Consider the following 24,131-nt stretch of genomic DNA (forward strand, 5'->3'; position numbering starts at 1 on the left):
TCAGCAAAAGAGCGATGATCAAGTTAACCGACACTCTTCAAGAGACAGCCAAGCTCGCCGAGATAGCGCGACAGTGTAAAATCACTCGAAGCGCTGTTTCTCAATGGGATCAGGTGCCTGCGAAGCATGTTCTAACGGTCGAGGGTGTGACTGGTATCTCACGGCATGATCTTCGTCCTGACATTTATGGTCCGTCCGTTTCTTCGATCGTTGATGATGCCGACACGAATTCGCCCGTCGGTTCCTTTGCGGGTGAGGCTGGAGCGTCGTCGCCCCCCGCTAACCCCGGCAGCGCTCCAGCCATTTCTAAGCAGGATAGAGCAGAGGTAGCTCAGTTGATTCATACCCAACAGGTCGCGGGTTCGAATCCCGCTCCTGCAACCAGTTTCCAATCGCCTGAAGTCCTCCCATCGGGCGACACCGGGGCGCGGCGCCTGAGTAAGGCTTGCCGCGCCCCAACTTCTCACGGCGAGGTCGCATGAAAACTTATCGATGCTGGCGCGGTGGTCCATGACTGATCGTTCCTAAAGCCGTTTTGACGGTCTGAAACTCTCATTCGCTGACAATTCCCACAATGGGAAACGACGCTGGGTTTTCCCGGCGCGGGAAGCTTTTTGCATTTTAAGGGCAAGCCCATGACACAGATTTCCGACGCTTGGTTTTACCGTCTGAAGGCGGCGCAACGCGACTTGATCAAGCAATGCGGTGGCATCGAACGATCTGCCGATATCTCTTCGTTTGGCAAAAGTACGGTCGGACGCTGGAATAATGGCACCGATTCCGAACTGATGCCCATGACTGCCGTTTTATTGCTGGAAGCCGAGTGCGGAACGCCGCTCGTGACCACAGTCATGGCCGAACTGAACGGAAGGCGGCTTGCTGACCCGGATGAGTTTGGGAAAGGCACGGGTAACATTCTCGCCCGCTATGCAGAGGCTGTGCGCCAATCAGGTGAACTGATGGCCGTTGGCGCGCAAGCTTTCGCGGACGGCAAGGTTACGCCAGCTGAAGCCACACAACTTGACCGCGTTGCATCCGATGTTGAGCGCTCGATTTCTGAGTTTCGTAAGCTCTTGGCTGAGGCGAGGGTTGATGGCCTTCGGGTCGTACAATGACGGCAGCATCGGACAATTACGATCCTTGGACTGCCCAGTCGGCAAAGCCAGCTGAGCGTTCGAAGAAAGCTGCAGCTAAGGCTGAAACGCCTCATGATCCCGATACTGGTGAAATACGGGATGAAGCACACTCGGGTGACGAAATCACATCCTCGGCGAACACTATCGCCGTTGCCCAGTTGCGCGCCTTCATTGAACGGATCGAGCGGCTGGAGGAAGAAAAAAAGACGGTCGGCGAGGACATCAAGGAAGTCTATGCCGAGGCCAAAGCATCTGGTTTCGACCCAAAAACAATGCGGCGCATCATCAAGCTTCGAACCATGGACGATACGACGCGACACGAGGCCGAAACCATGTTGCAGCTCTATATGGATGCGCTCGGCATGGATGGAGGCTCAATCGTATGACCTCCGTTGCACCACTCATTGACGCCTTTATCGCTGCGCGCGGCGCGCCCCAAAAATATGAACCAGGCGCTGGATCAAGCTTCGAATATTGCGCTTCATATCTTTCTGGCTTTGGCATCCAACTTCGACGCCTTGGATGGCGATATCAGCTTTCCCAGAATAGTGGCCCATGGCGTGATGTTTCACGAGCCGCTGTGTTGAAACTCGTGAACACCTTTCGCGAGATTGAAGGTCTGCCGGTTTTGCGGGTGGTGCGCTCATGAGCAGACGCCATCAAATCCGAAACCTTGACCTAATTCTTGCCGTCGTCAGTGTTTTGCTCGCGGCGGCTCCGTTCTTCTTTGTAATCTATAACGCGGGATGGTGAGCATGACCTATCCATCACATCCGCTCGCCGACCTCTTCCCAATGATAGTTGCTGAGGATTTGAAGGTCCTTGCGGAAGATATCGCGGCGAACGGTCAAGTTGAACCGATATTACTGCTGGATGGAAAGGTTCTGGACGGTCGCAATAGACAGGCTGCTTGCGGGTTGGCAGGCATCAAGCCGATCTATGTCGAGTTTTCCGGCGTTGATCCTCTCAGTTTTGTGCTGTCAAGAAACCTGCACCGCCGTCACCTGACGGAAAGCCAACGCGCTCTTGTCGCCGCTGCGATTGTGGATTGGGAGCTGGGCATTAACCAGAATACCGCAGATCGTGCAAATTTGCCGACCCACCGCGCCGCAAAGGCTCTTTCGGTTTCGCAGCGCGCTGTCGGCTCGGCTAAGCGCATCCGTGAGCACGGTGCGCCGGAACTGATTGAGGCCATCCGGGCTGGTAAGGTTTCAATCCATGCGGGTGAAGCTTTGTCCGAACTTCAGCACGCCGAACAGGCGAGGGTGGTCCGCGAGGAAAAGAAGGCTATCGTCGCCAAAGCCAAGGAAATCCGTGCCGAGCAGGCAAAGATTAGGCATGCCGTTCGAACTGCGACCTTATCGCTAATAGCGGAAAAGGGACGCGAAACGGCACCGGGCAGGATTGTAGGGTTATACCCCGTGATCTATGCGGATCCGCCGTGGCGTTTTGGTGCTTGGTCGGAAGTAACTGGGCACAATAAATCGGCAGAAAATCACTATCCGACAATGGAGACTGAGGACATATGTCGGCTGTTTGCGGATATCGGTTCGCCCAGCACCGATGACGCTTTGTTGTTTCTCTGGGCGACAAATCCGATGCTCCTCGACGGGTTGCGTGTGCTGGAGGCGTGGGGATTTTCTTATGTCCACCACTGGATCTGGGACAAGGAAGTTGCTGGCACCGGCTATTGGGGCCGCGACCGACATGAGTTGTTGCTAATCGGAAAGCGTGGCGACTTTCCAGCTCCTATCCTGGGAACTCAGCCACAGACAGTGCACCGGGAGCGGAAGGGCAAACATTCGGCCAAACCTGCTTATTTTGCGGAAACGATAGAGCGACTTTGGCCAGATCTTCCGAAGCTGGAAATGTTCTGCCGCTCTCCGCGTCCCGGCTGGGATGCGTGGGGCTATGAAGCTGCGGGGACCGAGCAATGACGGGCTGTCTGCCAGTGCGCGCCGGTGAGCGTGGAAAAACCATCTACCTATCCGGACCGATGACCGGCCTACCGGAATTTAACTATCCCGCATTTCATCGAGTTGCACGTGAGCTGAGGGCGGGTGGTCACTACGTCTATAACCCGGCTGAATTTCCATTTGATGGCCCGATGGATGCGTATCCCATTCGTGATGCGATGGCGGCGCATTGCGCCTTTCTATGCCAATGCGCGGATACGATTGTGTTGCTTTCAGGCTGGAGGGCATCCAAGGGCGCGGGAATTGAGCTTTCGCTAGCGCACTATCTCGGCCTGCACGTTGTCGAATGGCGAGGTGCAGAATGAGCACTGACGCGATCCAGTTGCGCAGAATCCGCGACAGAATGGCGGCGTTGGCTGATACCAAATGGTTTCGGTCGGCTGATGAGCGTGGCGAATTTATGGAGGTCAGCACGCCGAAAGGTGAGTTGAATGAGGTCGTGCGTTTTCATCCCGGCGCGCAGCCAGAGGAAATTGATTTCCTTGTCAATGCGCCGGAAATGGTCTCCTTTTTGTTGCGTCTTGTGGATCGTGCGATAGCGAAGGCTCGCCATGGCGCGCCGCGCTCGCACCACAAGCCTAGCAAGGCGAAGGATTTCGCGGCGGAAGCGGCGATGAAGTGCGATGACGCTGCTTTCAAGGTGTTTCTCGAAGAAAAGCATGGCCTTGAGCGGCCATTAACCGCTGATCGAGCGGCGCAGAAACTGCGCACGCTGCTTGGCATCACATCCAGAAGTGAACTCAATAGAGATACCGCTGCGGCCGATCGGTGGCGCTCTTTGCGCGGCGATTTCGAAGCGTGGCGACGGGCGGGGTGATTATGGGATATCCAGTCAATTTCCATGGCACGAATATGAAACTCAACCCGCCTCAAGGGTCTGAGAATGTCGAGCCTCTTCATACTTTTACGAACGGTATTTGTTCTGTTTCGTGCTGGGAGCTTTCCGATGAGGAACTTGCAGAGGTAATACGCACGAGAAGAGTGTTTCTGTCCGTATTTTCGGGCCGCACACAAGCGCCCGTATTCGTTGGTAGCGAAGGCATGGCTCGATCCGTTGTTGTAGATTTCGGTGGCGTCTGGGCGCGCGGGAAGGGGGATTCGGGTGAGTAATCCTCGTCTATCCATCATCCCTGCAAGAGCTGCGACAGATCCGGCATTGAAGCCGCGTGACTTGCAGGTGCTGTGCGTCCTCGGACGCCATACAGACGAATACGGTTGGTGTCGTCGCAGTCAGGTAAAAATGGCTGCTGAGATGAACTGCGGTCGCGCGACTGTTTATGACGCCATTAATCGTCTTATCGAAGCTGGTTATCTTGAACGCCACGAACAGGAAAGCGACAGCGGGCGGGATAGCGCGCACGTTTATCGCGTCATCCTTGACCCCAAACATCCGGATCCGGCATTGGTTCGAGATGCTGATGCACCCTGCCGGTATGTCGGCACCCCTGCCGGTATATCGGCACCCCCTGCCGGTCTAGAACCGGCACCCCCTGCCGCCTCTGGACCGGCACCTATTAACGACCCTTATTTAACCTCCCCTTCAAACGAAGAAAAAAAAGAGCGCGCAAGCGAAAATAGGGATGGCATTGAAAACCAAAATTCCGGCTCGCTGGATGACGATCCGAAAACTGCAGCGTTCGAGAAGCGGGTGATCCATTTCGTCAATGGCGTTGGCTTCCACGCCGGTATCTGGCCTCGGTGGGATCACAACACAACGCTGGACTGGATCAAGCGCCAGTTTGCAGGATTGTCCATTGCAGAACGTAAGGAAGCTGAGCGTTGGCGTGACGGGTATCTGCTGGATGCAGCAGAGCGGAAAGTGAAGCCACAGCCAGTGGGTGCTTTCTTTCGGGATAGGCTCTGGAATGCACTCGACCCAGAGATTCTGAAAAAGGCTGAGACTGTGAAGGCTCAAGCTGCTCGTGCCGAGGAAGCCAAGCCAGATGGCTGGGCGGCTGGATATGGTCCTGTCGGAATGGCGCGTATGTTTGCATATCTGCTGGACGGGCCTGCGGACACCGAATTGGCGAAGAATCCATTCTTGCCCAGAGCGATGCTTGCCAAAGCATGGCCAGCACTCACGCGCTTGCGCGAAGTCCAGCAGCAACGCACTGGCACCGTCTTTCAGAAAGTCTGGCATTCCGCTGCCGAGTTAATGGAGCCCGTGCCGCAAGGAACGACGATGCTTTCAGCCTGGCGAGATGAGTTCAGGCGGCGTGCGTGGCCATGGCCTGCCGAGTTTGACCGCATGCAAGTCGTCTTTTGCCCGCGCGGCGGACCTTCTGCCATCTACGATTTTGAAACTTCATTGAGGGGATTGGGTGAAAATGATGGCAATTGATAAATCTCAGATCGAGAACGCGATTGCCAGAACGCCGACTGCGGTGCAGGCATCCGCCATAGATAAGGTCATCGCTGAGCGGCGTCGGATTGCACGTATGAGGTCGGCAGCAGCGAATCGCGTCAGCGATGATTCGCCATGGCTTGTGCTTCAGGTAGTGTCTGGACGTGAATTATTTGTCCGCGATGCATTGGAAAAAGAGAATATTGAGGTGCTTGTCCCCATTAAATTGGGACCGGCAGTAAAGCGTCAGCATCGTGTCATCCCGCCCAAAAAGCAGCCGGTTATAAGTGGCTATGTGCTCGCCAGATGCGCTGTTACGAACCAATGCATGGCTGGCCTTTTGAGCTTCGATGACGTTGTCGCCATTCTTGGTGGCTATGAAAGACCATTCCTGGTCAGCGATGAAAAGATCAGTCTTTTCAAGAACAAAGCGGAGGATGGTAAATATGATTATGAGCACTTCTATCGTAAGTTTATTGGTGTGAGATGGGTTCGTATGGCTGACGGACCGTTCGCCGGATCTAGGGCGGAACTGATCTCCGGCGGAAGAAAGGGCCATGGTCTTGTTGTGATTGAGGTCATGGTTCTGGGACGGCCGGTTGCCATGACTGTGCCTATTGCAATTCTCGAACCGTTGTGAGCGTAATCTGCTTACGGGATGATCCGGTAAGAATAGTGAACCTCGATACACGGTAAAACGTGGGGACATAGCTCCTGAGGTCGTCGCGCTCGGACCCCGCCCTGACTGCCAGAATGGCAGATATCGATTCAGGGCCAGTGCGTAAGCTATGTCCAGACTTCACTGATTTTGATGAGCGCCCGTGTGGCGCTCTTTCCATATGAGTATCAGGGGTGCAATGAACCACCGGATTGAGCGCGAGCGTGATGCAGGTGCACCATGGCGCAAGTGGTACAAGACATCACGTTGGCAGAAGCTGCGATGGACAATCCTTCAGCGCGATCTGTTCACCTGCCAGATGCCTGGATGCGGACGCATCGAAGCTCAGACATCTAAACTGGTATGCGATCACATCGACCCGCATCGCGGTGATGAGCGCAAGTTCTGGGACGAGCGCAACCTGCATTGCATCTGCAAGACATGCCACGACAGCGAAAAGCAAAAGCAAGAGCAGGCGAGCCTGCATCATCGTGGCGTTTGGGATTAAGCGAATGAAGGTGCGGGCAAGGGGATTGAGCACATGAAATTCAGACTAGAGCGCGCATCCCTTGAAGCATCACTGGCTACGGTTCGCGAAATCTCCGGACAAACTGAAATGCTGGAGGCAATTGAGGAAGATCATCAAATACCACCTGCCGTCTATTTCGATATCGTTCCGCTGGGCTTCGACCCGCATACGAACTGGAACACGTATGTCGTGATCGTCGGTGGCTTCGGTGTTGTAGGTTATCTCGACGGCCCACTGAAGTGACGCGAACATCGATTCGAGTAAACCCTGCACGACCCACTGCGAGCGCGTGAAACAACGCTCGTGAAACATTAACCACCCTCAAAGGGGGGCGGGTCAAAAGTCAGAAGCCCTCTTCATCCCAGACCCGCGTCCCCCTCATGCGCAGGTTTTTTTTCCGATATCGCTTCATTTTGGCCGGGTTGTCCCGTGTGTGAGTGGTGCGCCGTCGGATGAAGCGTCGAAAAGTTCAATATAAACAGCGTATTAAGCGCCTGCTATTTCTCGCTGGCGAAGCGATTTCGCACAAATCTGGGTATTATTTTTCCGATGAGTGACGACGACTTTGTCAAAGACCTTTGGGGAAATTATCGCCCCAGGCCGGGCGGTCGAGGCAGACCAAAACATGCGCCAGACGCCGAAACCATTGGCAAAGTTCAGATGGCGCTTGCCTTGGGGTGGAACAATGATCGCATCGCCAATGCTCTGAACATTTCGCTGCCTACACTTCGGAAGTGTTACAGGCGTCAGCTCGAAGAACGGGACCTCGCCAGAGATCAGCTGGACTTGCGGAAAGCCCAGATCGTTTGGGAACAGGTCGAAAAAGGCAACGTTGGCGCGATAAATGCATTCGACCGTCTGGTCGAGAAAAACGATCTGATGCTCTACGGCCAGACGATAAAGCCGCAGGCTGCTGCCAAGCCAGCCAAAGAACCTAAGGTTGGAAAGAAAGAGGCTGCGCTGATCGACGCCAAGCAACCGGACCGAGGGTCGGCGTTGGGCCGTCTGATCGCAGAACGTCAAGGGAAGATGAACTGACATGTGGGATCTATCGTGTCCGGATTGGGAAGATAAGATCATGCTTGGCCAGTCCTTGGTACCGAGACTGCCGCTGATCACAGCAGAAGCCGAAATGGGGCTGGCACTGTTCGATGAGTTGCAGTTGCCTGATGTGCCCGGAATGCCGCGAATGGCGGATGCTTGCGGCGAATGGTTCCGCGAGATTGTTCAAGTTGCCTTTGGGTCATGGGATCCATCGCAACAGCTGCGCTATATCCGCGATATTTTCGCCATGTTGCCGAAAGGGCAATCGAAGACAACTTATTCAGCTGGGCTGATGCTTACCGGCATGCTGATGAACAAGCGCCCCAATGCGGAGGCCTTGTTCGTGGCACCGACGCAGGCCATCGCGGAAAACGCCTACGAAAAGTCGGTCGGCATGATCGATCTTTCACCGGACCTCAAGCGCCGGTTTCGTCCGCGAGACCACCGTAAGACAATTGAGGATCTATCCAACGGAACCGTTCTCAGCGTCAAAACCTTCGATGTAAATATTCTGACGGGCACGATCCTTATCCTCGCTCTGGTCGATGAGCTGCATCTCTTGGGTAGAAATACCCACACGACGAAAGTCATGCGCCAGATCAGAGGCGGTCTGGAAAAGACTCCGGAAGGGTTGTTGATAATCACCACAACCCAGAGCGATGAGGCCCCGGCAGGTGCTTTCAAGGATGAGCTAAAGCTCGCTCGCCGAATACGCGATGGTCATATGTCGGGCAAGGTTATCCGCCCGATGCTGCCTGTTCTCTATGAGTTTCCGAAGGAAATTGCGGCGGATCGCACCAAGTGGCAGGACCCGGACAATTGGGGATTGGTCATGCCGAACATGGGCAGGTCAGTTCATCTGCAAAGCCTTACAGCCGATTGGAACTCCGAACGCGACAAAGGTGAGCACGCTGTAAAGATTTGGGCATCCCAACATCTGAATATCGAGATCGGTGTCGGTATCTCCGACGATGGTTGGCGGGGCGCTGACTACTGGGAAGAGCGAGCCGATAAAACTATCACCCTTGAAGAGCTGATGGAGCGCTCTGAAGTCGCGGTGATGGGCATAGATGGCGGTGGGCTTGATGATTTGTTCGGTATTTGTGTGATCGGACGAGAAAAGGGCACGCGCCGCTGGCTTGTTTGGTGCCACGGCTACGCCCATCCGAAGGTTCTTGAGACCCGTAAGGACATCGCGTCTCATTTGTTGGATTTCGTGGAAGAGGGCAGTCTTACAATTTGTGAGGTGTCCGAATATCTCAACATGATCGCTGACATTGCTGCTCAGCTCCTTCATGTGGGATTGCTCCCAGAAAAAGATGGTGTTGGTGCGGATCCGAATAACATTGCCGCCTTGGTCGATGCGCTGGCTCAGCGCGGAATTGTTGATTTGATGTTTCGCCGTCTCCGACAGGGTACGGCTCTCTCGCCCGCAATCTGGGGGCTGGAGCATAAGCTCAGCGATAATACGCTTAGCCACGACGGCAGCAATTTCATGAACTGGTGCGTCGGCAACGTCAAAATCGAAGTCAATGGCAATGGCAATCTCGCCACTAAGCAGGCGGCGGGCCGAGCAAAAATCGACCCATTTATTGCAATGCTTTGCGCTGCGATACTTATGAGTTGGAACCCGACGGCCACCGGAACGGGAATGAACGATTACTTTAACAGCTTGGCAGGTGCAGGGTGAACGTACTTCGAAAAATGTTCGACGGCCTGTCCGGATTGTTGCAGATTCGCCGGAACACTTCCCTGGAAGATCTGCGATACGGTGGAGCATCTACATCGGGAGAACTGGTAACAGATACAAGCGCTCTCGCCCTTTCGGCTGTATGGGCATGTGTAAACCTGGTCTCAGGTACGATTTCTTCGTTACCATTGATGGTTTATCGCACGAAAGCGGACGGGAGTCGTGAGATCGCAAAAGATCATCCGTTATATCGACTGCTGCACGACAGTCCAAATTATGATCAATCCGCGCTGGATTTCTGGGACTTCATTGCCGCTTCGATCGAACTTAGGGGCAACGGATTTGCGCAGATTATTCGTGCCGGTGGTCGAGTGATTTCTCTTTCTCCGATCAATCCTGCGCACATGAATGTACGCAGATTACCATCGGGTGCGCTGCAATACAGCTGGAGCTCTCACGGAAAGAGCTACATTTCGAGTGACCGCGATATCTTGCATATTCGCGGTTTTGGCGGGGATCCGGTCGGCGGTATGTCGACACTACGATTTGCGCGAAATTCATTCGGCCTGGCTATGTCTGCGGAACGCTCCGCAGGCGAGATGTTTCGCAACGGCCTGCGCCCGTCAGGCGTACTCAAATTCAAACCGTGGCTGACAGATCCGCAGCGAGACATTGCCAGAAAGGAACTGGCAGACAAGATTGGTACAGGAAACGGTGGTAAGCCACTGATCCTAGAAGGCGATACGGAGTGGCAGCAGCTCACTATTTCGCCTGAAGATGCTCAGATGATCGAAACCCGGACGTTCTCGGTTGAAGAGATATGCCGGTTCTTCGGGGTTCCTCCACATATGGTGGGCCACACATCGAAAGCGACCAGCTTTGGAACCGGGATTGAAAGCCAGACGCTTGGTTTCCAGAAGTTCACGCTGCGCCGTCGTTTCAAACGCATCGAACAGGCTCTGGAAAAGCAGCTGCTTACCCCCGCAGATCGGGCGGCGGGAATAGTCATCGAATTTAATCAGGAAGGTTTATTGCGCGGCGATACGAAGGGTCGAGCTTCCTTCTATCAGGTGATGACCGCTATCGGCGCCATGACGATCAATGAGGTTCGCAGGTTGGAAAACCTGCCTCCGGTTGAAGGCGGCGACGTCCCGCGTATCCAGATGCAGAATGTGCCTATCACTGAAACCGACAATGAAATGATCGGACACAATGGCGGTCCGCCACTTGAGGATTGATCCATGAAAAGCAAGGTTTCCGCGCCAATCTTCGACATCAAGGCGATTAGCGACGATGGCGTATTCTCTGGCTACGGCTCTATTTTCGGCAATCGTGACAATGGCGGCGATATTGTCGTTGCGGGTGCATTTGCGAAAAGTCTGGCTGATCATCGCCAGAAGGGCACTCGTGTCAAAATGTTCTGGCAGCACGATCCACATCAGCCTATCGGCAAGTGGACCGAATTGTCGGAGGATGGGAAAGGCCTTTTTGTCGAAGGTAAACTCAATATGGGTGTCCAGAAGGGGCGTGAAGCTTATGCGCTGCTGAAGGAAGGCGATATTGACGGGCTTTCCATTGGCTACAGCATCATTGACGGCGAGCCTGATGAAAAACGAGGGGCATATCTGCTAAAACAGGTGCGCCTTGTCGAGGTTTCCGTTGTCTCAATGGCAATGAATGAGCGGGCGCGGGTCGATGACGTTAAATCGGAAGCGTTCGAAAAACTGGAACTGCTGGCACGTCACCTTCGCGATGGTGAGCCGCTTCCGGTGAAAGAGTTTGAGGATATCCTGCGTGAGGCAGGGATCCCGAAAAGCATGGCCACACAGATAGCCTCTGTCGGTTATGCGAAGGCCATTCTGGGTGAGCCAGAGGGCGAAAAGGCTGACCAACGGGCTGAACTGTATCGCGCGCTCCTGCGTGACTAAGCCCTAACCATTTCCAACTCTGGAGAATAGCTATGAAACTCATGAAAAATCATGGGGTGTTTACGCTTGGCATTTTTGCCTGCCTCGCGCTCGCTGCAACGGTCGTTTTCTTTGGCCTCGATCATGCGTCGGCGAATAGTGCCGTCATGGCGATGGCTGGGACAGCTGCCGCTGGCGAGCTGGAGCAGCTCGCGACCGAACTGAAACAAAAGTTCGATACCAAGCATGATGCCGTGAAGGAACTTGCCGAAAAGGCACTTTCCGAAGCACAGAAGAACGGTGACATCAGCAAGGATCTTAAGGAAAAGGCTGACGAAGCGCTTTTGGGCATGAACGAAATCAAGGCCCGTCTTGATGATATCGAACAGAAAGCCGCGCGTGGCGGCTCTGGTGATGAGCGCCACAAGTCGCTCGGTCAGCAGTTCATCGAACTGGAAGAACTGGAATCCATGAAGTCTGCACCGCGTAGCGGCGCGTCGGCAAATCTCATGGTGAAGGCAGACATTACGACATCAACGGCTGACGCTCCCGGTTCTGCGGGTGCTGCGATTGCTCCAAACCGTCTGCCCGGTGTGCTGGCTCTTCCGCAGCGCAAGCTGACCATCCGTGATCTGCTTTCTCCTGGCCAAACTGACAGCCCGAATATTCTTTATGTTCAGGAGACAGGCTTCACCAATAGTGCGGCTCCAACTGCTGAAGGCGGGCTGAAGCCCCAATCTGATCTGAAGCTGACGGACAAGAACATCTCGACCAAAGTTATTGCTCACTGGTTCCGCGCTTCCAAACAGATCCTGAGTGACTTTTCCCAGATACGCTCTCTGATCGATGAACGCCTTATTTACGGGCTTCAGCTGGTAGAAGAAAACCAGATCCTCAATGGTGACGGTACGGGCGAGAATCTGGAGGGCATCATTCCGCAGGCTACGGCTTACGCTGTACCAGCCGGATTGACCGCACCTGTTCCAGTTACCGGCATCGACATTCTGCGTATAGCTATGTTGCAGGCAGCGCTTGCTGAATACCCTGCCACGGGGCACGTACTCAATCCGATTGACTGGGCCAGCATCGAGCTTCTGAAGGATACCGAAGGTCGTTACGTGATTGGCAACCCGCAGGGTTCGCTCAATCCGACGCTCTGGAATCTTCCGGTTGTGGAGACGCAATCCATTTCGGTTGGCAAATTCCTGACCGGCGCATTCCGCCTCGGTGCCCAGATATTCGACCAGTGGACCAGCCGTATCGAGCTTGGTTTCCAGAACGATGATTTCGTGAGGAACAAGGTCACCATACTTGGTGAAGAACGCTTGGCACTGGCCGTTTATCGCCCTGAGGGCTTCATCTACGGCAACATTACTCCGCCTGCTGGCGGCGGCGGCTGATCTTGATCGGCTCAGATCGACGGGCGGTTTTGCCGCCCGTTTCCTGAACCGAAGGAGAAAGACCATGAAATTCGACGTACTTCGCGAGCATATTGGTGACAAGTTCTACAAGACCGGCGACATCCGCGAGTCTGACGAGCTCACTGTCAAACATCTCATTCGCAACGGCGTTTTGCGGGCGTGTTCGGATACGTCCGATAACAAGGACGGAATCGATCTCGATTCGATTGGGAGCGGGGACACAGTTCAGGGTGATGTTGGCAGCTTGGCGTTCACTGACGCTTCGGCCATCGTGCCGGGTTCGTCTGATGATGCCGACACGGGAGCCAGAGCGGATGGAGTGGCAATCTCTCAACAGGATGCTGTGTCTGCCGAAAAGTCGGAAGAAAATGCCGACATGAACAAGGCCGAGAGTTCCGCCCCAAAGAACAAGGGGAAGTAATATGCTGGCCCCGGTGCGTTTGAGCATTGCGACTGTCATGCCGGTGACTTTGGCCGAGGCGAAAGCACATGTTGGCGCGATTGGATTCACAGATGATGATCCGCAACTCGAAGGCTTCATCAAAGCTGCTGTCGCCAATCTGGAAAAGACTCTGACGCTTGCACTTGTCGATCAGACTTGGCGGCAAGACATGGGTTGCTGGTCTACCATAACGATTTTGCAACCGGGGCCGATCAAAGAAGTGTCGAGCGTGAAGTACGTCGATGAAAACGGCGACATGCAGACGTTCCCCACTTCATCATATGGCTTATTTGCAGATGTGTCGGGCTATTTTCTGCAAATTTTTGGTGCAGCGCTTCCGCGTTTGGCTAATCGTCCAGACGCAGTATCCGTCACATATTCATGCGGCTTTGAGGCCGATGCATTCCCGCCTGAGCTTAAAACGGCGATCCTTCTGCATGTCGGCCTGCTCTATTCATTTCGCGGGGATCCGCAAGTGCCCAGGATCGAAGAAAATTCGGCTTATCAGGCGCTAATCTGGCCCTATAGAAAACCAAGGGTGTAGCCATGGCAATCGGCGCAGGCCAGCTGTTTCATTCGGTAGCATTTGATAAGCCTGGTCTTCAACCTGATGGGCAAGGCGGGTTTTCAGGATGGGTTGAGATTGCAAATGTTCGGGCCAACATACGCAATCTGCGGGGTGGCGAGACCGTTCAAGCGGCGCGTCTGCAAGGCAAGCAGCCGGTTGTCGCAACTATTCGGAATGCAGGCGTTACCCGCTTGGTCACCACGGATTGTCGTATGCGCGATCTGCGGACGGGAGAGGTTTACAATATTCGGGCGATTGTGATCGCTGAAGATCGCCAGTTCATCGAAATTACCGCTGAGCGGGGCGTTACCATCTAGGAGATAGCGATGCCTTGGGTTCGGTTCAGTAAAGTGTTCAACTTTCCGGTCACCCCAGCAGTGACGCAACGATATCCGGTTGGCTTTACCGGCAATGTCACTACGCGGTGCGCTGACATGGCTGAAGCGCAGGGTAAAGCAACCCGCATTCCAACCCCGCGCAAAGGCGAGGCTCCCATCAATGGCGATCAAAGCGACAATTCAGGGGCGCGAGGCGCTGAACAGACGGCTTCGTCAGTTGGTACCAGACGCGGAAAAAAACGCGGCTGAAGCAAAATTGCAGATCGCAAAGGAAGCTGCCGCAGCCATTGCAGCGAAAGCGCCAATCGGCCCAGCAACCGATCCCTTCACCGGCAAGCCAAGGCGGGCAGGGCAGTATCGTGAAAGCATCCAAGGCGGTTTGCAGCGCGACAATAAGGGCATGGTTGGTATCGGCCAGACACGTTCCAAAGACCCGGATGCGACCGGCGTTTATGCGGAATATGTCTGGCGCTTCATCGAGTTCGGCACCAAGCCGCATATCAACAAAGGTGCGGCACCTGGCTCACGCCATCCCGGTACGGCCAAGCAACCGCATATCTTCCCGACATGGCGAGCCATGCAGAAGAAGGCGAAGCGCAAGGTCAACGCGGCGATCAACAAGGCGGTCAGAAAGGCGATGGGCAAGTAATGGCATCACTCAGCAACAGCTTGCAGGTCGCAGTGTTCAACCGTTTGGCTGCATTCGCGCCGCTGACATCAATCGTGGGCACCGGCATTTATGACATGCCGCCAACCAATGCCAGCTATCCATATATCGCCCTTGGTGATGACGACATCTATCAGGAAGATGTGACCTGCAAAGCATCGTCCATGGTTCTTTTCGATGTCGATGGATGGTCGGACTATCGGGGCTACAAGGAAGTGAAGAACATGGCGCAGGCCGTCGAAGATGCTCTTCATAATTTCCCGCTGGAAGTTGACGGCTATCGCCTTGTCAGCCTCACACACAGAAAAACGACGTTCGTTCGCGATCCCGACGGGCTGCTCGCTCATTCGGTCAGCCGGTTCGCGGCTTACATAGAAGCGCTGTAAGCGCCGCCCCTTAAAACTTTAACGCAACTGATCCGGATCGATGGTCGATCCGGCAATCGAGGACTATTACCATGGCAGACGGACAGCAGATTGGTCGCCTTCTTCTGATCAAGATCGGTGACGGCAATACCACTCCCGGCCCGGAAACATTCAACCCGCTTTGCGGACTGAAAACGACTTCGTTCAACATGTCGGCAAACGAAGTCGATACCACCGTTCGCGATTGCGCGAACCCAGCCGCAACGCCACAGAAGACGGCTGAACCGGGCATCAAGAACCGTACGTTCACCGGCAACGGCAAGTTCATCAAGAGCGATGAAACGGCTGTATTCGTGCAGCATGTCATCAACGCGACCAAGTTCAATGCGCAGGTGGTTGTTCCCGGCATGGGCACGTTCACCGGCCCTTGGTTCGTTTCGGATTATGAACTGTCCGGCGAGGATGAGGGCAACATGGACTTTAGCGGCACGTTCATTGCTGCCGGTGTTCTTGATTTCGAGATCGAGGCTTAATCCATGGCAGAGAAGGAATTTCCGCTTTCTGTCAATGGCGCCCGTGGCGAAGTCGCTCTCTGGGTTGGAGACGTGCCCTTGGTGATTGCTGCCGAGATGGAGGGTCTTTCGACCCTTTCTACGCATCTCGAATGCAAGTCTCTTCATGACTTGTTCGTTCGGCTGTCGGGTACGGAAGTAGCGGCAACACGGGCTGCTCTGCCTGCGCTGGCCGTCAAAGGTGATGCGAAAAAGGCAGTCGAGATCCTGAAGCTCAAGCACTTCAAGGCGATTGCCGAAGCCTTTTCTAAGGCGCTCTCACATCATTTCGATGATGACGAGGGAAACGGCGAAGCCGTCAAGGGAAAGAAGTAGAAGAGCCTTTTCCTTGGCGGCAGTGGCAGAAAACCGCCTACGGTGCTTTGCGATGGACGCCAGAAAGTTTCTGGCGCTCCACACTCACGGAACTGGTCAATGCGATTGACGGGCACTGTGAGGCCAAAGGCATCAAAAAGAAGAAATCGAACGTGCCGACGGACAGCGAAATGGCTGAGCTGCTGGCGAAGTATGGGTGATTTTCATTTGTCGGTCAGCTAATGGGCAGCGCCCGGTAGGGCGCTTTTCTCATTCTGGCTTTGGGTATCCTAATTTTTGGCTACATCCATATCGTGCAAAAGCCAGTTCGGACAAATCGAACAAGATAGGATTATCAAAAGACTGGTTTATCTCGCCCTCATTTAAATCAACAAGCATCCCAAACGGGTAAAATTTTGTATATCCGCCGAAAGCGTTCTTCGAATTTACCCATCCGCATAAAGATAGGCCTCTACCCGGTTGGTCGTGAATGGTTATCCCTTTGTATTGGGATGACGATGGATCAGTAAAATCTTTACTAACAGCCTTATGCATTTGCTCGAAACTAATTGGCGCTCCTTTTGGGAAACTGTCATCTAGTACAGTGGCGCTATAGGCGTTGGTACCAAACGCTATCAATGCAGCCGCGCAAATAACTGAAATCTTCATGCTTTTTCCCAACCTGCCCATTGTGGCGGGTTTTCTTATAGGACGCCTTTCACATGGCCGACAAGACAGATGACCTGATTATCAGCATCAGCACTGACATGGCGACGGTTCGCCGTAGCCTGAAGAAGCTTGAGGCCGATATCTCGAACTCGACAAGCGGCGTGGTCAAGAAGTTCGAGGCCATGGGCAAGGGCATCGACAATTCGATTACGACAGCCATGCAGTCGCGCATCAACGACATGGTGGGAATTGGCACCAAGGCATCGAAGGAATGGACGGGGGCGCTTGCCCAGCAGGGCGCAGAGCTTGAAAAGCTTCGGCTGCGTTACAACCCGATCTTTGCCGCCGTGAAACAGTATCAGGCCAGTGTCGTCGGCATTCAGCAGGCGCATCGCGTTGGTGCTATCTCTTCCGAAGAAATGACATCCGCGATCCAGCGTGAGCGCAAAGCAACGTTAGACAGCATCGCGGCGATTAAGCAGCGAAATAGTGCTGTATCTTCGATGAAGCCCGCCGCCGCCGCTGGTTCGCGTGGTTTTCAGACGGCGAACATCGCTGCACAGTTTCAGGATATAGCAGTCACGTCCGCTATGGGCATGTCGCCTATCCAGATCGCTTTGCAGCAGGGAACACAGCTTTCCGCCGTCTTCAATGAAATGGGCAAAGGAAAGGCCGTTCTTCAGGGTATCGGGGCGGCATTTGCTTCCCTAGTCAGCCCGGTCTCGCTCGTTACAATCGGCGTCATTGCCGCGAGCGCAGCGCTGTTCCAGTATATAACATCTGGGAAAAAGACCGCTGATCTAACGGAGGTTTTCAAGAAGCATGCTGAAAGCATCGCTCTCGTAAAGGAACAATACGGCGACCTTGGAGCGTCACTCCTCACGATCCGTACTGATGACGCTTCATCGCAGATTATGGCGCTGAAAGACCAGCTTTCATCGTTCTATGCTGTCGTAGGAGAAGCCGCCTCCAATAAAGCATCCTTCGGCGCGGCTCTTCTTACGGAACTCGCGCCATCGTTTCGCGAAGCCCCGGAAGCGGCCAAGAAAATGCGTGATGCTTTTGCTGACCTTAACGCATCCATTCGCCAAGGTAAGCCAGACATACTTTCGTTCAGAGAGGCGATGTCTGGTATCGCGAATGACACAACGGCCCCAAAGAATATTCAGGAAGCCGCAAAATTCATGGGCGATATGGATGCGGAGGCGGTTAAGGCTGCTCGATCCATCCCAAGCGTTGGCGCTGCACTGAGCCTGTTAGGCGGCATCGCAGCGGACCAAATTGGCAAGATTAATGCAGTTAAAAACGCGCTCAAAGAGTTGTCTGAAATAGCTCCGCCAGATTTCAGTGATAGCGAAAGGGCGTATCAGGCGTATTCCAATTCCATCAAAAATGATGGGAGCATTGAGAACCGCATCAAATCGGCTGATGAGTTGCAAAAGGCGCTTGGGCGTATTCGCGCGTCTCAAATGCCGGTTCCGGGCGAAAAGCCAAACATCGAAAGCTTCGCGCCAGAAAAAACGCGCAAGTCGAGCGACGAACGGAAGGCTGAACGTCAAGCGGAGCGCGATGCCAACGCCTACCGTGATCTGGTGAAATCCGCTAATGATCGGATCGAGCAGTTAAAGCTCGAAGAACGGCTTGTCGGCAAGACAGGTGTCGCAGCCGAAACCATGCGCATGAAGCTGGAGCTTTTGCAGAAGGCGCAGGATAAGGGGCGCACCGTCAGCGAAGCGCAGCGGGCGGAAATCGACAAACTGGCCACGTCATACGGCAATGCGGCTCAGAAGGTCTCTGCAATGCAGATGGTTGAAGAGTTGCAGTTCGAACGTGCCCAGATGTTCCGCAGCCCGACAGAACAGCGCGTGGCAAGCCAGCTTCGCAATGCCGGGATCAGCCCGGATAGCGAATATGGGCAGGCCATCGGCAACCAGATCCGGTTGAACGAACAGCTGGCAATCGGTCGAGAACGCGCATTGGATTTTGCCCAAGGCCTCGCGAACGACATCATGAACAGCGCCGATGCGGTGGACATACTTCGCAATTCGGTTAGCAGATTAGCGCAAATGCTGATCGAGATGGGAACGAATAGCGCCATAAATGGCTTTTTCGCCAATTTCGGCGGTGGGCTTGGTGGCGGGTTCTCGGCCAATACCACGCTGGGTAATTTCCTGAAGGGCATTCCCGGTTTTGCCACGGGCACCAATTCGGCTCCGGGCGGCATGGCTTGGGTAGGCGAAAATGGCCCCGAACTTGTGAACCTTCCACGGGGTGCGCAGGTGATCCCGAATGATATCCTTGGGTCCATCGCACGGGGTGGTATATCGGCCCCGCGTGTGCCGTCCATTCCGGCTGCTGCCAATTCCAATGGCGCCAGTGGCGTTCACGTCACTCTGGGCTGGTCGAAGGATGCAGACGGCAATATCGCCCCGATCATCCGCGACGTTTCTCAGCAGACGTTCAAGCAGGGCATCACGGCCTATGACCGTGCAGGCGCAGTCAGAACGGCCCAGAACCTTCGACAGGTCAATGCAAGAGGACTGGTAAAGTAATGGCTGAAAGTCTTCCTACCGGCCTCAACTATCTGGATAGCCCGCTGAAGCTCGTTCGCAGTGTTTCGACATCGCGATATGGGCAGCGGGCAGTCTCCTTTATCGAGAACGGAGATCCGTTCTGGCAGTGGACTGCGCGTATCATTTCCATGACGCCAGCCCAGCGCCAGAAACTTGAGGCCTTCGTGGATCGTTGCCGGGGCGGTCAGGTTACGGTTCTCTACACCCCGAAACATGCATGCATCCCGCAAGCATACTGGGGCGATGCGAACAATCCGGCTATCACCGGCACGGCCTCGCTTGCTGCGATCAATGGCAACACGCTGACCTTTAACGGCGTTGCTGTCGGTCTGAAGCTGATGGACGGTGACCTGATCGGCTTTTCAATAGGCGATTACAGGTTTATCGCCCGGATCGTTGCTGACGCCACGGCAGCGAGCACGAGCGTGCAGGTGAAGATTGAGCCGTTTTTGCCGTCTTACATCACGGTCGGCGCTACGGTGCGTTTCAAGAACCCTGTCATGAATATGCGCCTTCTGCCGAACAGTCTCGACATTGGAGACGGTTTTTATCAAGACGCATCATTCCAGCTTGTCGAGGTGCCCAAGTAATGGCGTTTCCAGCAAGATTGCAGCAATTGCTAGATGGGGGGCGGGGGAAGATCGCCTCTGCCGTCAAGGCCGAGTTCGGCACGGGCACATATGGCTTTTTCGCCGGCAAGGGCAGCATCGTCTATAATGGCCTTACCTACAACGGCAACACGCTGATCGATATCGATGAGCCGCGATATGCTCTGGGCACTGCTGCCCAGCCAATAACGATGAAGCTGCCCGCCGCTGCCGATTTCGGCCTGACCCCGGATAAGCTCAGCCAGATCGAGCAGGAAGATTACAAGAACCGCCCGATCACCTTCTACGATTTCTATATCGATCCCGACACGAACGAGTTCCTTCACGCTGAGCCGACTTGGTACGGCTACATCGACAATATCGATCATCGTGAAGAGGGGGAGGACTTTTGGCTGGAAGGTCACATCGAAACCGGGGCAATCGATAACTTCCGTGAAGGCTATCGTTACGCCTCCCATGAGGATCAGCAGCTGGTTTCTCCCGGCGACATGCTGTTCGAATACGCAGCGAGGATCAAGAATGAGTATTTCAAAATCAAGTTCGGCTAGGGTTCCCGGCTGGGATCGGGCGCTTGAAGACTTGGCAACCGCTCATGTCTCTATCGCTCCTGAATGGGGTGTATCCGACTGCCTGATGACGGCGGCAGATGCGATCAAGGTTGTCACCGGAGATGACCCGCTCGCGAAGTTCCGCGGCAAGTACAAGACGGAAGCCGGTGCCGCTCGCAAGATGCGCGCCAATGACTGCGAAACCGTCAAGGATGTGTTCGAAACCTATCTCCAGCTTGAGCCCGTCAATCGGCTCGTGGCGCGCCGGGGGGATGTCGGCGTGATGATCATCAATGACGAATATGTGGCCGGATTTATCTGTGGCACAGGGTTCGCGGTCAAGCAGCCCAACGGCCTTGCATTCTATCCGGTGACCGAAATCGAGCAGGCCTACAAGGTCGGCATTTAAGACACACGACAATTCGCGCCTTTCAAGGTCCGTTGACAGCGGGCCTATTTTGTTGCGCCTGCATGAGGCTTTTGAATGCCATTTCTCGCACCAATATTTACCGCTATCGGTGGCATTGTATCGAGCGTGGCCGCATGGGCTGCTGCAAGCCCGATCCTTGCCGGGATCGCCCAAACAGCATTTGGGATCGCGGCAAAGTTTGCGCTCAATGCACTCTTTCCGCCCAAGACGCAAAGCCGCGCTTCGGAGCTGGAAACCCAGTACGGTTCGAATATCCCTCGCTCGGTCATTCTCGGCACATGTGCGACCGAAGGCCATCACATCTACCGAAACAGCTACGGCAGTGGCGGGCGTCTCATTCAGGATGTGTTCGTTCTGTCGAGCTTTCGCATCACGTCCGTGCCGCGTGTTCGATACAACGGCGAATGGCGGGTTCTTTCGGTGCAAGACGCTGACGGCTACTGGCTTGTGCCGAACGAAGGGACGAGCGGCGACGATCATGATAACGTCCGCGTCAAGTTCTTCTATGGCACGATGGATCAGCAGGCCGAGCCGACGCTGATCAACAATGCCCGTCCTTCCGGGCGCTGGACAGCAAACCATCGCGGCGCAGGCGTAGCCTATGCAATCGTGTTTTCAGAGCTTCGCAAGAATGGCGATGGCCTGACCTCGCCAGCAAAGCTGCTGTTCGAAGTCGTCGGCGCTCCGCTTTATGACTGGCGCAAAGACAGCACAGTTGGCGGCTCTGGCGGACATCGCTGGGAAGACCAAAGCACGTGGGAATATTCCGATAATCCGGTTGTCGAGATTTACAATCTGGAGCGCGGTTTCTTCAATGGCTCTCAGCGCATGGTCGGTAAGGCCGTCCGCGCAAGCCGCTTACCACTGGGTGATTACACCCAAGCCGCAAACATCTGCGACGAGTTCATGGTCGATGGTTCGAAGCGCTATCGCGCCCACGCCATTGCCAAGGACGGTCCCGGCGCTAACCACGATGCGAACCTGACACCGATCCTTGAAGCCATGTGCGGTTCGTGGGTTGAGCGTGTTGACGGCGAGTTCCCCATTGCTGGCGCTCCACAGGCCATCGTTGCCACGATCACCGATGACGATATCAAGCGTGGTGCGGCGCTGCGCTTCAGCGTCAAACGCAAGCGCACGGAACTGATCAATACAGTCGCGGCGTCCTATATCTCGCCGGATGACTTCTATGAGACGAAGGATGCGGCAACCCGGATCGATGCAGGCGCATTGGCTGAAGACCGCGAAACGCTGGCTAGCGCCATTCCATATGCAGCCGTCACTGACGTGCGGCAGGTGGACAGGCTGGCAGACATTGCCATTCGCGGCGCTCGTTATCAGGCATCAGCGGAAATCGTCGTTCATCCGAAATTCCTCGACACGATCAAGGAAGGCCGGTGGGTTCGCTGGAATAGCGCCAAGTATGGCGACCGCACGTTTCAGGTTCTGACGCGCCAGCTTGGCGGGATCAATACTGATGGCGCTCGCGATATCTCGCTGTCTTTGCAGCAGATTAGCAATGGTGTATTTGATCCGACAGCCTACGAGACCAACCCGCCGAACATCATCGTTATTCCACCGCCGCAATACCTGGCTGAAGTGCAGAACTTCGACGTAATCCCCCTTATCGTGGTTTCGAACGGGGAGGGCGAACTGCCCGCTGCACAACTTCTGTGGGACAGCATCGAGGATATCTCGGTCATTGGCGTGAACATAGAATATTGGCCTGCCAACGATCCTTCGCAGGTGTTCACACGGTTTGTCACATGGGATGTAACGAGCGTCATTCTATCTGAAGGCCTGACCTCGCTCACTGACTGGTTCGTCCGGACACGCTTGCGCGTGGACAATGGCCGGTCGGTAGCGTGGTCAGCGAATACTGCCTTCACGACGCTGAAGGCCCGTTCGGGAGGCCCGGTTGATTACGAGAGCCTCGACGGTGACGTGAAGGGCCTCATCAACTGGATGACAGACGACCGACGCGAGATTATTAGGCAAGCGCAGGAAAACGCCACCAAGACCGCTGACGGCATGCTGGCCGGTTATGCCGATAGTCGTTCTCTTCGACGCGAGCTTGCCAGTACTTACGGCAAGGCGAAAGCTTCGTGGTCGGAGGATATCTATGTAGCGACCGGGCCCAACAGCGCCATTGTCCAGCAACTGACACAGTTGAACGCCGAGCTTGACGACAAGGCAGACGCAAGCGTTGTGACGCTTCTGTCTACGCGAGTGGATAATGTCGAAGGGCAGTACACAGCCGTCGCGGATGCAATCACAGACGTGAATGCGTCTGTTGACGGAACCGTGGCTAACTCTGGCTGGCGCATGACGTCAACAGTCGGCGGCGGTGGCACCTCGGCCAGAATATCGGCTTACGCTCGTATCAACACAGGCGACACTTGGAAACAGGCTGGCTGGTTCATCAATGTCACCCCGACGGGAAGCCAGTTCATTGTTGTGTCCAACCAGTTTGCGATTGCCGATCCGAACAATAACGGCACCTTCACCTATCCGTTCGTTGTGCAGAATGGGCAGGTCTACATTCAGAATGCCCGTCTCGGAACGCTGTATTTCGACGTGCTTCAGTCCAACAACAGCAAGATGATCATGCGCGGTTATGACAACTTGGCCGATCTGCGGATATTCACATGACCCAGACATTTATCGGCTACAAACCGGGTGTCGGCCCGGTTCTGAAGTGCCTGAAATATGACACGGATGATCCACTGACGCTGGCAAACACGGCATTTGACAGGTTCTTCTTCAATTCGGAGACGCAAAACCTGTCCTATGTGTTCCCGACCAACCCGTTTTTCTATCGCTCGGCAGAGCTATCCGCGCTTCCGGCGACATTCAACATCACCAATGATCGGGACAATGTTGTTATTTCAGGTAGCAATGTTGGCAGTACGAGTGACGCGTTTTTTAACGTCAATACGTTCTATCGAATAACAAATGCGTACCCAAATATGGGGTATGTTCCGATGTCTGAATTCAGACAGGTTGATCTTCTGACCAATCGAGTTGAATGCGGTGCTTTTCAAAGCTACTACGCACTGGTCGGATCGACAAACCACAACGTTGTCACAGCAAGACAGTTTTATACTGTCATGGGAAGATTGGTTGGAACCACTAGCGGACAAACGACTTTCCCGACGGTCTACAATGGGATTATCAGCAGTTCACAATCCGGTTTCGTTGGGATGGGCGAGTGGTTTGTTTGGAAACAGCAGTTAATCTATAACGACAATAGAAATCCCAACGCCATTTATCCAAGTGTATGGGACTTGCCCGCCGACGCATCGGCCATGCGGACTTATACATCTGCTCCGAACCTCCTGTCGCTGGAGGC

Annotated in this window: 28 protein-coding genes, 1 tRNA gene and 2 pseudogenes; 30 read left to right on the forward strand and 1 reads right to left on the reverse strand. The window is 54.6% G+C overall.

Going from position 1 to position 24,131, the window contains the following annotated elements; all coding sequences use genetic code 11:
- Positions 1–14: 14 nt before the first annotated feature.
- The 24 genes and pseudogenes from HWD97_RS03720 to HWD97_RS03835 form a co-directional block, all read left to right on the forward strand.
- A pseudogene (locus tag HWD97_RS03720) lies at positions 15–182 on the forward strand (YdaS family helix-turn-helix protein); the annotation flags it as partial.
- A 127-nt stretch (positions 183–309) separates the two neighbouring features.
- Positions 310–384 (forward strand) — tRNA-Met (locus HWD97_RS03725).
- A 251-nt stretch (positions 385–635) separates the two neighbouring features.
- Positions 636–1,115: a hypothetical protein gene (locus HWD97_RS03730; protein ID WP_371834713.1), complete on the forward strand. Its 480-nt coding sequence runs from the start codon at positions 636–638 to the stop codon at positions 1,113–1,115.
- A 113-nt stretch (positions 1,116–1,228) separates the two neighbouring features.
- Entirely contained in the window at positions 1,229–1,522 is a 294-nt protein-coding gene (locus HWD97_RS03735) for a DUF2312 domain-containing protein (protein WP_371834742.1), read from the forward strand.
- Between the two features lie 360 nt (positions 1,523–1,882).
- Positions 1,883–3,073: an MT-A70 family methyltransferase gene (locus HWD97_RS03740; RefSeq protein WP_371834714.1), complete on the forward strand. Its 1,191-nt coding sequence runs from the start codon at positions 1,883–1,885 to the stop codon at positions 3,071–3,073.
- Entirely contained in the window at positions 3,070–3,417 is a 348-nt protein-coding gene (locus tag HWD97_RS03745; RefSeq protein WP_371834715.1) for a DUF4406 domain-containing protein, read from the forward strand. Before HWD97_RS03740 ends, HWD97_RS03745 begins: the two co-directional genes overlap by 4 nt.
- Positions 3,414–3,929, forward strand: a complete 516-nt coding sequence (locus tag HWD97_RS03750) for a hypothetical protein (RefSeq protein WP_371834716.1) — start codon at positions 3,414–3,416, stop codon at positions 3,927–3,929. The genes HWD97_RS03745 and HWD97_RS03750 overlap by 4 nt, the downstream gene beginning before the upstream one ends.
- A 285-nt stretch (positions 3,930–4,214) precedes the next feature.
- Complete coding sequence (locus HWD97_RS03755) at positions 4,215–5,453, forward strand: helix-turn-helix domain-containing protein (RefSeq protein WP_371834717.1); 1,239 nt, start codon at positions 4,215–4,217, stop codon at positions 5,451–5,453.
- Entirely contained in the window at positions 5,440–6,096 is a 657-nt protein-coding gene (locus HWD97_RS03760) for a transcription termination/antitermination protein NusG (protein WP_371834718.1), read from the forward strand. The genes HWD97_RS03755 and HWD97_RS03760 overlap by 14 nt, the downstream gene beginning before the upstream one ends.
- Positions 6,097–6,295: 199 nt before the next feature.
- A complete protein-coding gene (locus HWD97_RS03765; protein WP_371834719.1) occupies positions 6,296–6,622 on the forward strand; it encodes an HNH endonuclease in 327 nt (108 codons plus the stop codon).
- A gap of 33 nt (positions 6,623–6,655) precedes the next feature.
- The gene (locus HWD97_RS03770; RefSeq protein WP_371834720.1) at positions 6,656–6,886 is read left to right on the forward strand and encodes a hypothetical protein; all 231 of its coding nucleotides are present in this window, start codon (positions 6,656–6,658) and stop codon (positions 6,884–6,886) included.
- Positions 6,887–7,192: 306 nt separating this feature from the next.
- Positions 7,193–7,681, forward strand: a complete 489-nt coding sequence (locus HWD97_RS03775) for a hypothetical protein (RefSeq protein WP_371834721.1) — start codon at positions 7,193–7,195, stop codon at positions 7,679–7,681.
- 40 nt (positions 7,682–7,721) lie between these two features.
- Positions 7,722–9,377, forward strand: coding sequence for a terminase large subunit (locus HWD97_RS03780; protein ID WP_371834722.1), 1,656 nt, complete (start codon positions 7,722–7,724; stop codon positions 9,375–9,377).
- Between the two features lie 14 nt (positions 9,378–9,391).
- A complete protein-coding gene (locus HWD97_RS03785) occupies positions 9,392–10,615 on the forward strand; it encodes a phage portal protein (protein WP_371834723.1) in 1,224 nt (407 codons plus the stop codon).
- Between the two features lie 3 nt (positions 10,616–10,618).
- Positions 10,619–11,305 (forward strand): HK97 family phage prohead protease, encoded by a 687-nt coding sequence (locus HWD97_RS03790; RefSeq protein WP_371834724.1) that lies wholly within the window; start codon positions 10,619–10,621, stop codon positions 11,303–11,305.
- Between the two features lie 152 nt (positions 11,306–11,457).
- The gene (locus HWD97_RS03795) at positions 11,458–12,684 is read left to right on the forward strand and encodes a phage major capsid protein (RefSeq protein ID WP_371834743.1); all 1,227 of its coding nucleotides are present in this window, start codon (positions 11,458–11,460) and stop codon (positions 12,682–12,684) included.
- 64 nt (positions 12,685–12,748) lie between these two features.
- Complete coding sequence (locus HWD97_RS03800) at positions 12,749–13,126, forward strand: hypothetical protein (RefSeq protein ID WP_371834725.1); 378 nt, start codon at positions 12,749–12,751, stop codon at positions 13,124–13,126.
- Position 13,127: 1 nt separating this feature from the next.
- Complete coding sequence (locus tag HWD97_RS03805) at positions 13,128–13,691, forward strand: hypothetical protein (RefSeq protein ID WP_371834726.1); 564 nt, start codon at positions 13,128–13,130, stop codon at positions 13,689–13,691.
- A 2-nt stretch (positions 13,692–13,693) separates the two neighbouring features.
- Positions 13,694–14,032 carry a head-tail adaptor protein gene (locus tag HWD97_RS03810; protein WP_371834727.1) on the forward strand — a complete coding sequence of 113 codons (339 nt, stop codon included), beginning with the start codon at positions 13,694–13,696 and terminating at the stop codon, positions 14,030–14,032.
- A gap of 181 nt (positions 14,033–14,213) precedes the next feature.
- Entirely contained in the window at positions 14,214–14,702 is a 489-nt protein-coding gene (locus HWD97_RS03815) for an HK97 gp10 family phage protein (RefSeq protein WP_371834728.1), read from the forward strand.
- A complete protein-coding gene (locus HWD97_RS03820) occupies positions 14,702–15,106 on the forward strand; it encodes a DUF3168 domain-containing protein (protein ID WP_371834729.1) in 405 nt (134 codons plus the stop codon). Before HWD97_RS03815 ends, HWD97_RS03820 begins: the two co-directional genes overlap by 1 nt.
- A gap of 71 nt (positions 15,107–15,177) precedes the next feature.
- Complete coding sequence (locus tag HWD97_RS03825; RefSeq protein WP_371834730.1) at positions 15,178–15,618, forward strand: phage tail tube protein; 441 nt, start codon at positions 15,178–15,180, stop codon at positions 15,616–15,618.
- A 3-nt stretch (positions 15,619–15,621) separates the two neighbouring features.
- Positions 15,622–15,972, forward strand: coding sequence for a hypothetical protein (locus HWD97_RS03830; protein ID WP_371834731.1), 351 nt, complete (start codon positions 15,622–15,624; stop codon positions 15,970–15,972).
- A 20-nt stretch (positions 15,973–15,992) separates the two neighbouring features.
- Positions 15,993–16,172, forward strand: a pseudogene (locus tag HWD97_RS03835) (phage tail assembly chaperone); the annotation flags it as partial.
- A gap of 49 nt (positions 16,173–16,221) precedes the next feature.
- On the opposite strand, the gene HWD97_RS03840 reads toward HWD97_RS03835, so the two are convergent.
- Positions 16,222–16,620, reverse strand: a complete 399-nt coding sequence (locus HWD97_RS03840) for a hypothetical protein (RefSeq protein WP_371834732.1) — start codon at positions 16,618–16,620, stop codon at positions 16,222–16,224.
- 53 nt (positions 16,621–16,673) lie between these two features.
- Here HWD97_RS03840 and HWD97_RS03845 point away from each other — a divergent pair, with 53 nt between their 5' ends.
- The 6 genes from HWD97_RS03845 to HWD97_RS03870 all read left to right on the forward strand — a co-directional run.
- A complete protein-coding gene (locus HWD97_RS03845) occupies positions 16,674–19,172 on the forward strand; it encodes a phage tail length tape measure family protein (RefSeq protein WP_371834733.1) in 2,499 nt (832 codons plus the stop codon).
- Positions 19,172–19,783 (forward strand): hypothetical protein, encoded by a 612-nt coding sequence (locus HWD97_RS03850; protein WP_371834734.1) that lies wholly within the window; start codon positions 19,172–19,174, stop codon positions 19,781–19,783. The genes HWD97_RS03845 and HWD97_RS03850 overlap by 1 nt, the downstream gene beginning before the upstream one ends.
- Positions 19,783–20,349: a hypothetical protein gene (locus tag HWD97_RS03855; RefSeq protein ID WP_371834735.1), complete on the forward strand. Its 567-nt coding sequence runs from the start codon at positions 19,783–19,785 to the stop codon at positions 20,347–20,349. Before HWD97_RS03850 ends, HWD97_RS03855 begins: the two co-directional genes overlap by 1 nt.
- Entirely contained in the window at positions 20,321–20,758 is a 438-nt protein-coding gene (locus HWD97_RS03860) for a hypothetical protein (RefSeq protein ID WP_371834736.1), read from the forward strand. The genes HWD97_RS03855 and HWD97_RS03860 overlap by 29 nt, the downstream gene beginning before the upstream one ends.
- A 75-nt stretch (positions 20,759–20,833) precedes the next feature.
- Entirely contained in the window at positions 20,834–23,431 is a 2,598-nt protein-coding gene (locus HWD97_RS03865; protein ID WP_371834737.1) for a DUF1983 domain-containing protein, read from the forward strand.
- A partial coding sequence (locus HWD97_RS03870; protein ID WP_371834738.1) for a hypothetical protein occupies positions 23,428–24,131 on the forward strand: 704 nt, incomplete at its 3' end. The genes HWD97_RS03865 and HWD97_RS03870, both read left to right, overlap by 4 nt.

Source organism: Ochrobactrum sp. C6C9, assembly GCF_022627935.1.
Lineage (GTDB): Bacteria > Pseudomonadota > Alphaproteobacteria > Rhizobiales > Rhizobiaceae > Brucella > Brucella teleogrylli.

Excerpts from the sequence above, each read along its gene's own strand:
- HWD97_RS03795 (WP_371834743.1), top strand. The coding sequence starts at position 11,458 with ATGGCTGGGACAGCTGCCGCTGGCGAGCTGGAGCAGCTCGCGACCGAA.
- HWD97_RS03780 (WP_371834722.1), top strand. The coding sequence starts at position 7,722 with ATGCTTGGCCAGTCCTTGGTACCGAGACTGCCGCTGATCACAGCAGAA.
- HWD97_RS03730 (WP_371834713.1), top strand. The coding sequence starts at position 636 with ATGACACAGATTTCCGACGCTTGGTTTTACCGTCTGAAGGCGGCGCAA.
- HWD97_RS03825 (WP_371834730.1), top strand. The coding sequence starts at position 15,178 with ATGGCAGACGGACAGCAGATTGGTCGCCTTCTTCTGATCAAGATCGGT.
- HWD97_RS03810 (WP_371834727.1), top strand. The coding sequence starts at position 13,694 with ATGGCAATCGGCGCAGGCCAGCTGTTTCATTCGGTAGCATTTGATAAG.
- HWD97_RS03845 (WP_371834733.1), top strand. The coding sequence starts at position 16,674 with ATGGCCGACAAGACAGATGACCTGATTATCAGCATCAGCACTGACATG.
- HWD97_RS03850 (WP_371834734.1), top strand. The coding sequence starts at position 19,172 with ATGGCTGAAAGTCTTCCTACCGGCCTCAACTATCTGGATAGCCCGCTG.
- HWD97_RS03775 (WP_371834721.1), top strand. The coding sequence starts at position 7,193 with ATGAGTGACGACGACTTTGTCAAAGACCTTTGGGGAAATTATCGCCCC.
- HWD97_RS03840 (WP_371834732.1), bottom strand. The coding sequence starts at position 16,620 with ATGAAGATTTCAGTTATTTGCGCGGCTGCATTGATAGCGTTTGGTACC.
- HWD97_RS03745 (WP_371834715.1), top strand. The coding sequence starts at position 3,070 with ATGACGGGCTGTCTGCCAGTGCGCGCCGGTGAGCGTGGAAAAACCATC.
- HWD97_RS03855 (WP_371834735.1), top strand. The coding sequence starts at position 19,783 with ATGGCGTTTCCAGCAAGATTGCAGCAATTGCTAGATGGGGGGCGGGGG.
- HWD97_RS03830 (WP_371834731.1), top strand. The coding sequence starts at position 15,622 with ATGGCAGAGAAGGAATTTCCGCTTTCTGTCAATGGCGCCCGTGGCGAA.
- HWD97_RS03860 (WP_371834736.1), top strand. The coding sequence starts at position 20,321 with ATGAGTATTTCAAAATCAAGTTCGGCTAGGGTTCCCGGCTGGGATCGG.
- HWD97_RS03865 (WP_371834737.1), top strand. The coding sequence starts at position 20,834 with ATGCCATTTCTCGCACCAATATTTACCGCTATCGGTGGCATTGTATCG.
- HWD97_RS03765 (WP_371834719.1), top strand. The coding sequence starts at position 6,296 with ATGAGTATCAGGGGTGCAATGAACCACCGGATTGAGCGCGAGCGTGAT.
- HWD97_RS03805 (WP_371834726.1), top strand. The coding sequence starts at position 13,128 with ATGCTGGCCCCGGTGCGTTTGAGCATTGCGACTGTCATGCCGGTGACT.
- HWD97_RS03820 (WP_371834729.1), top strand. The coding sequence starts at position 14,702 with ATGGCATCACTCAGCAACAGCTTGCAGGTCGCAGTGTTCAACCGTTTG.
- HWD97_RS03750 (WP_371834716.1), top strand. The coding sequence starts at position 3,414 with ATGAGCACTGACGCGATCCAGTTGCGCAGAATCCGCGACAGAATGGCG.
- HWD97_RS03760 (WP_371834718.1), top strand. The coding sequence starts at position 5,440 with ATGATGGCAATTGATAAATCTCAGATCGAGAACGCGATTGCCAGAACG.
- HWD97_RS03790 (WP_371834724.1), top strand. The coding sequence starts at position 10,619 with ATGAAAAGCAAGGTTTCCGCGCCAATCTTCGACATCAAGGCGATTAGC.
- HWD97_RS03770 (WP_371834720.1), top strand. The coding sequence starts at position 6,656 with ATGAAATTCAGACTAGAGCGCGCATCCCTTGAAGCATCACTGGCTACG.
- HWD97_RS03785 (WP_371834723.1), top strand. The coding sequence starts at position 9,392 with ATGTTCGACGGCCTGTCCGGATTGTTGCAGATTCGCCGGAACACTTCC.
- HWD97_RS03740 (WP_371834714.1), top strand. The coding sequence starts at position 1,883 with ATGGTGAGCATGACCTATCCATCACATCCGCTCGCCGACCTCTTCCCA.
- HWD97_RS03815 (WP_371834728.1), top strand. The coding sequence starts at position 14,214 with ATGGCGATCAAAGCGACAATTCAGGGGCGCGAGGCGCTGAACAGACGG.
- HWD97_RS03800 (WP_371834725.1), top strand. The coding sequence starts at position 12,749 with ATGAAATTCGACGTACTTCGCGAGCATATTGGTGACAAGTTCTACAAG.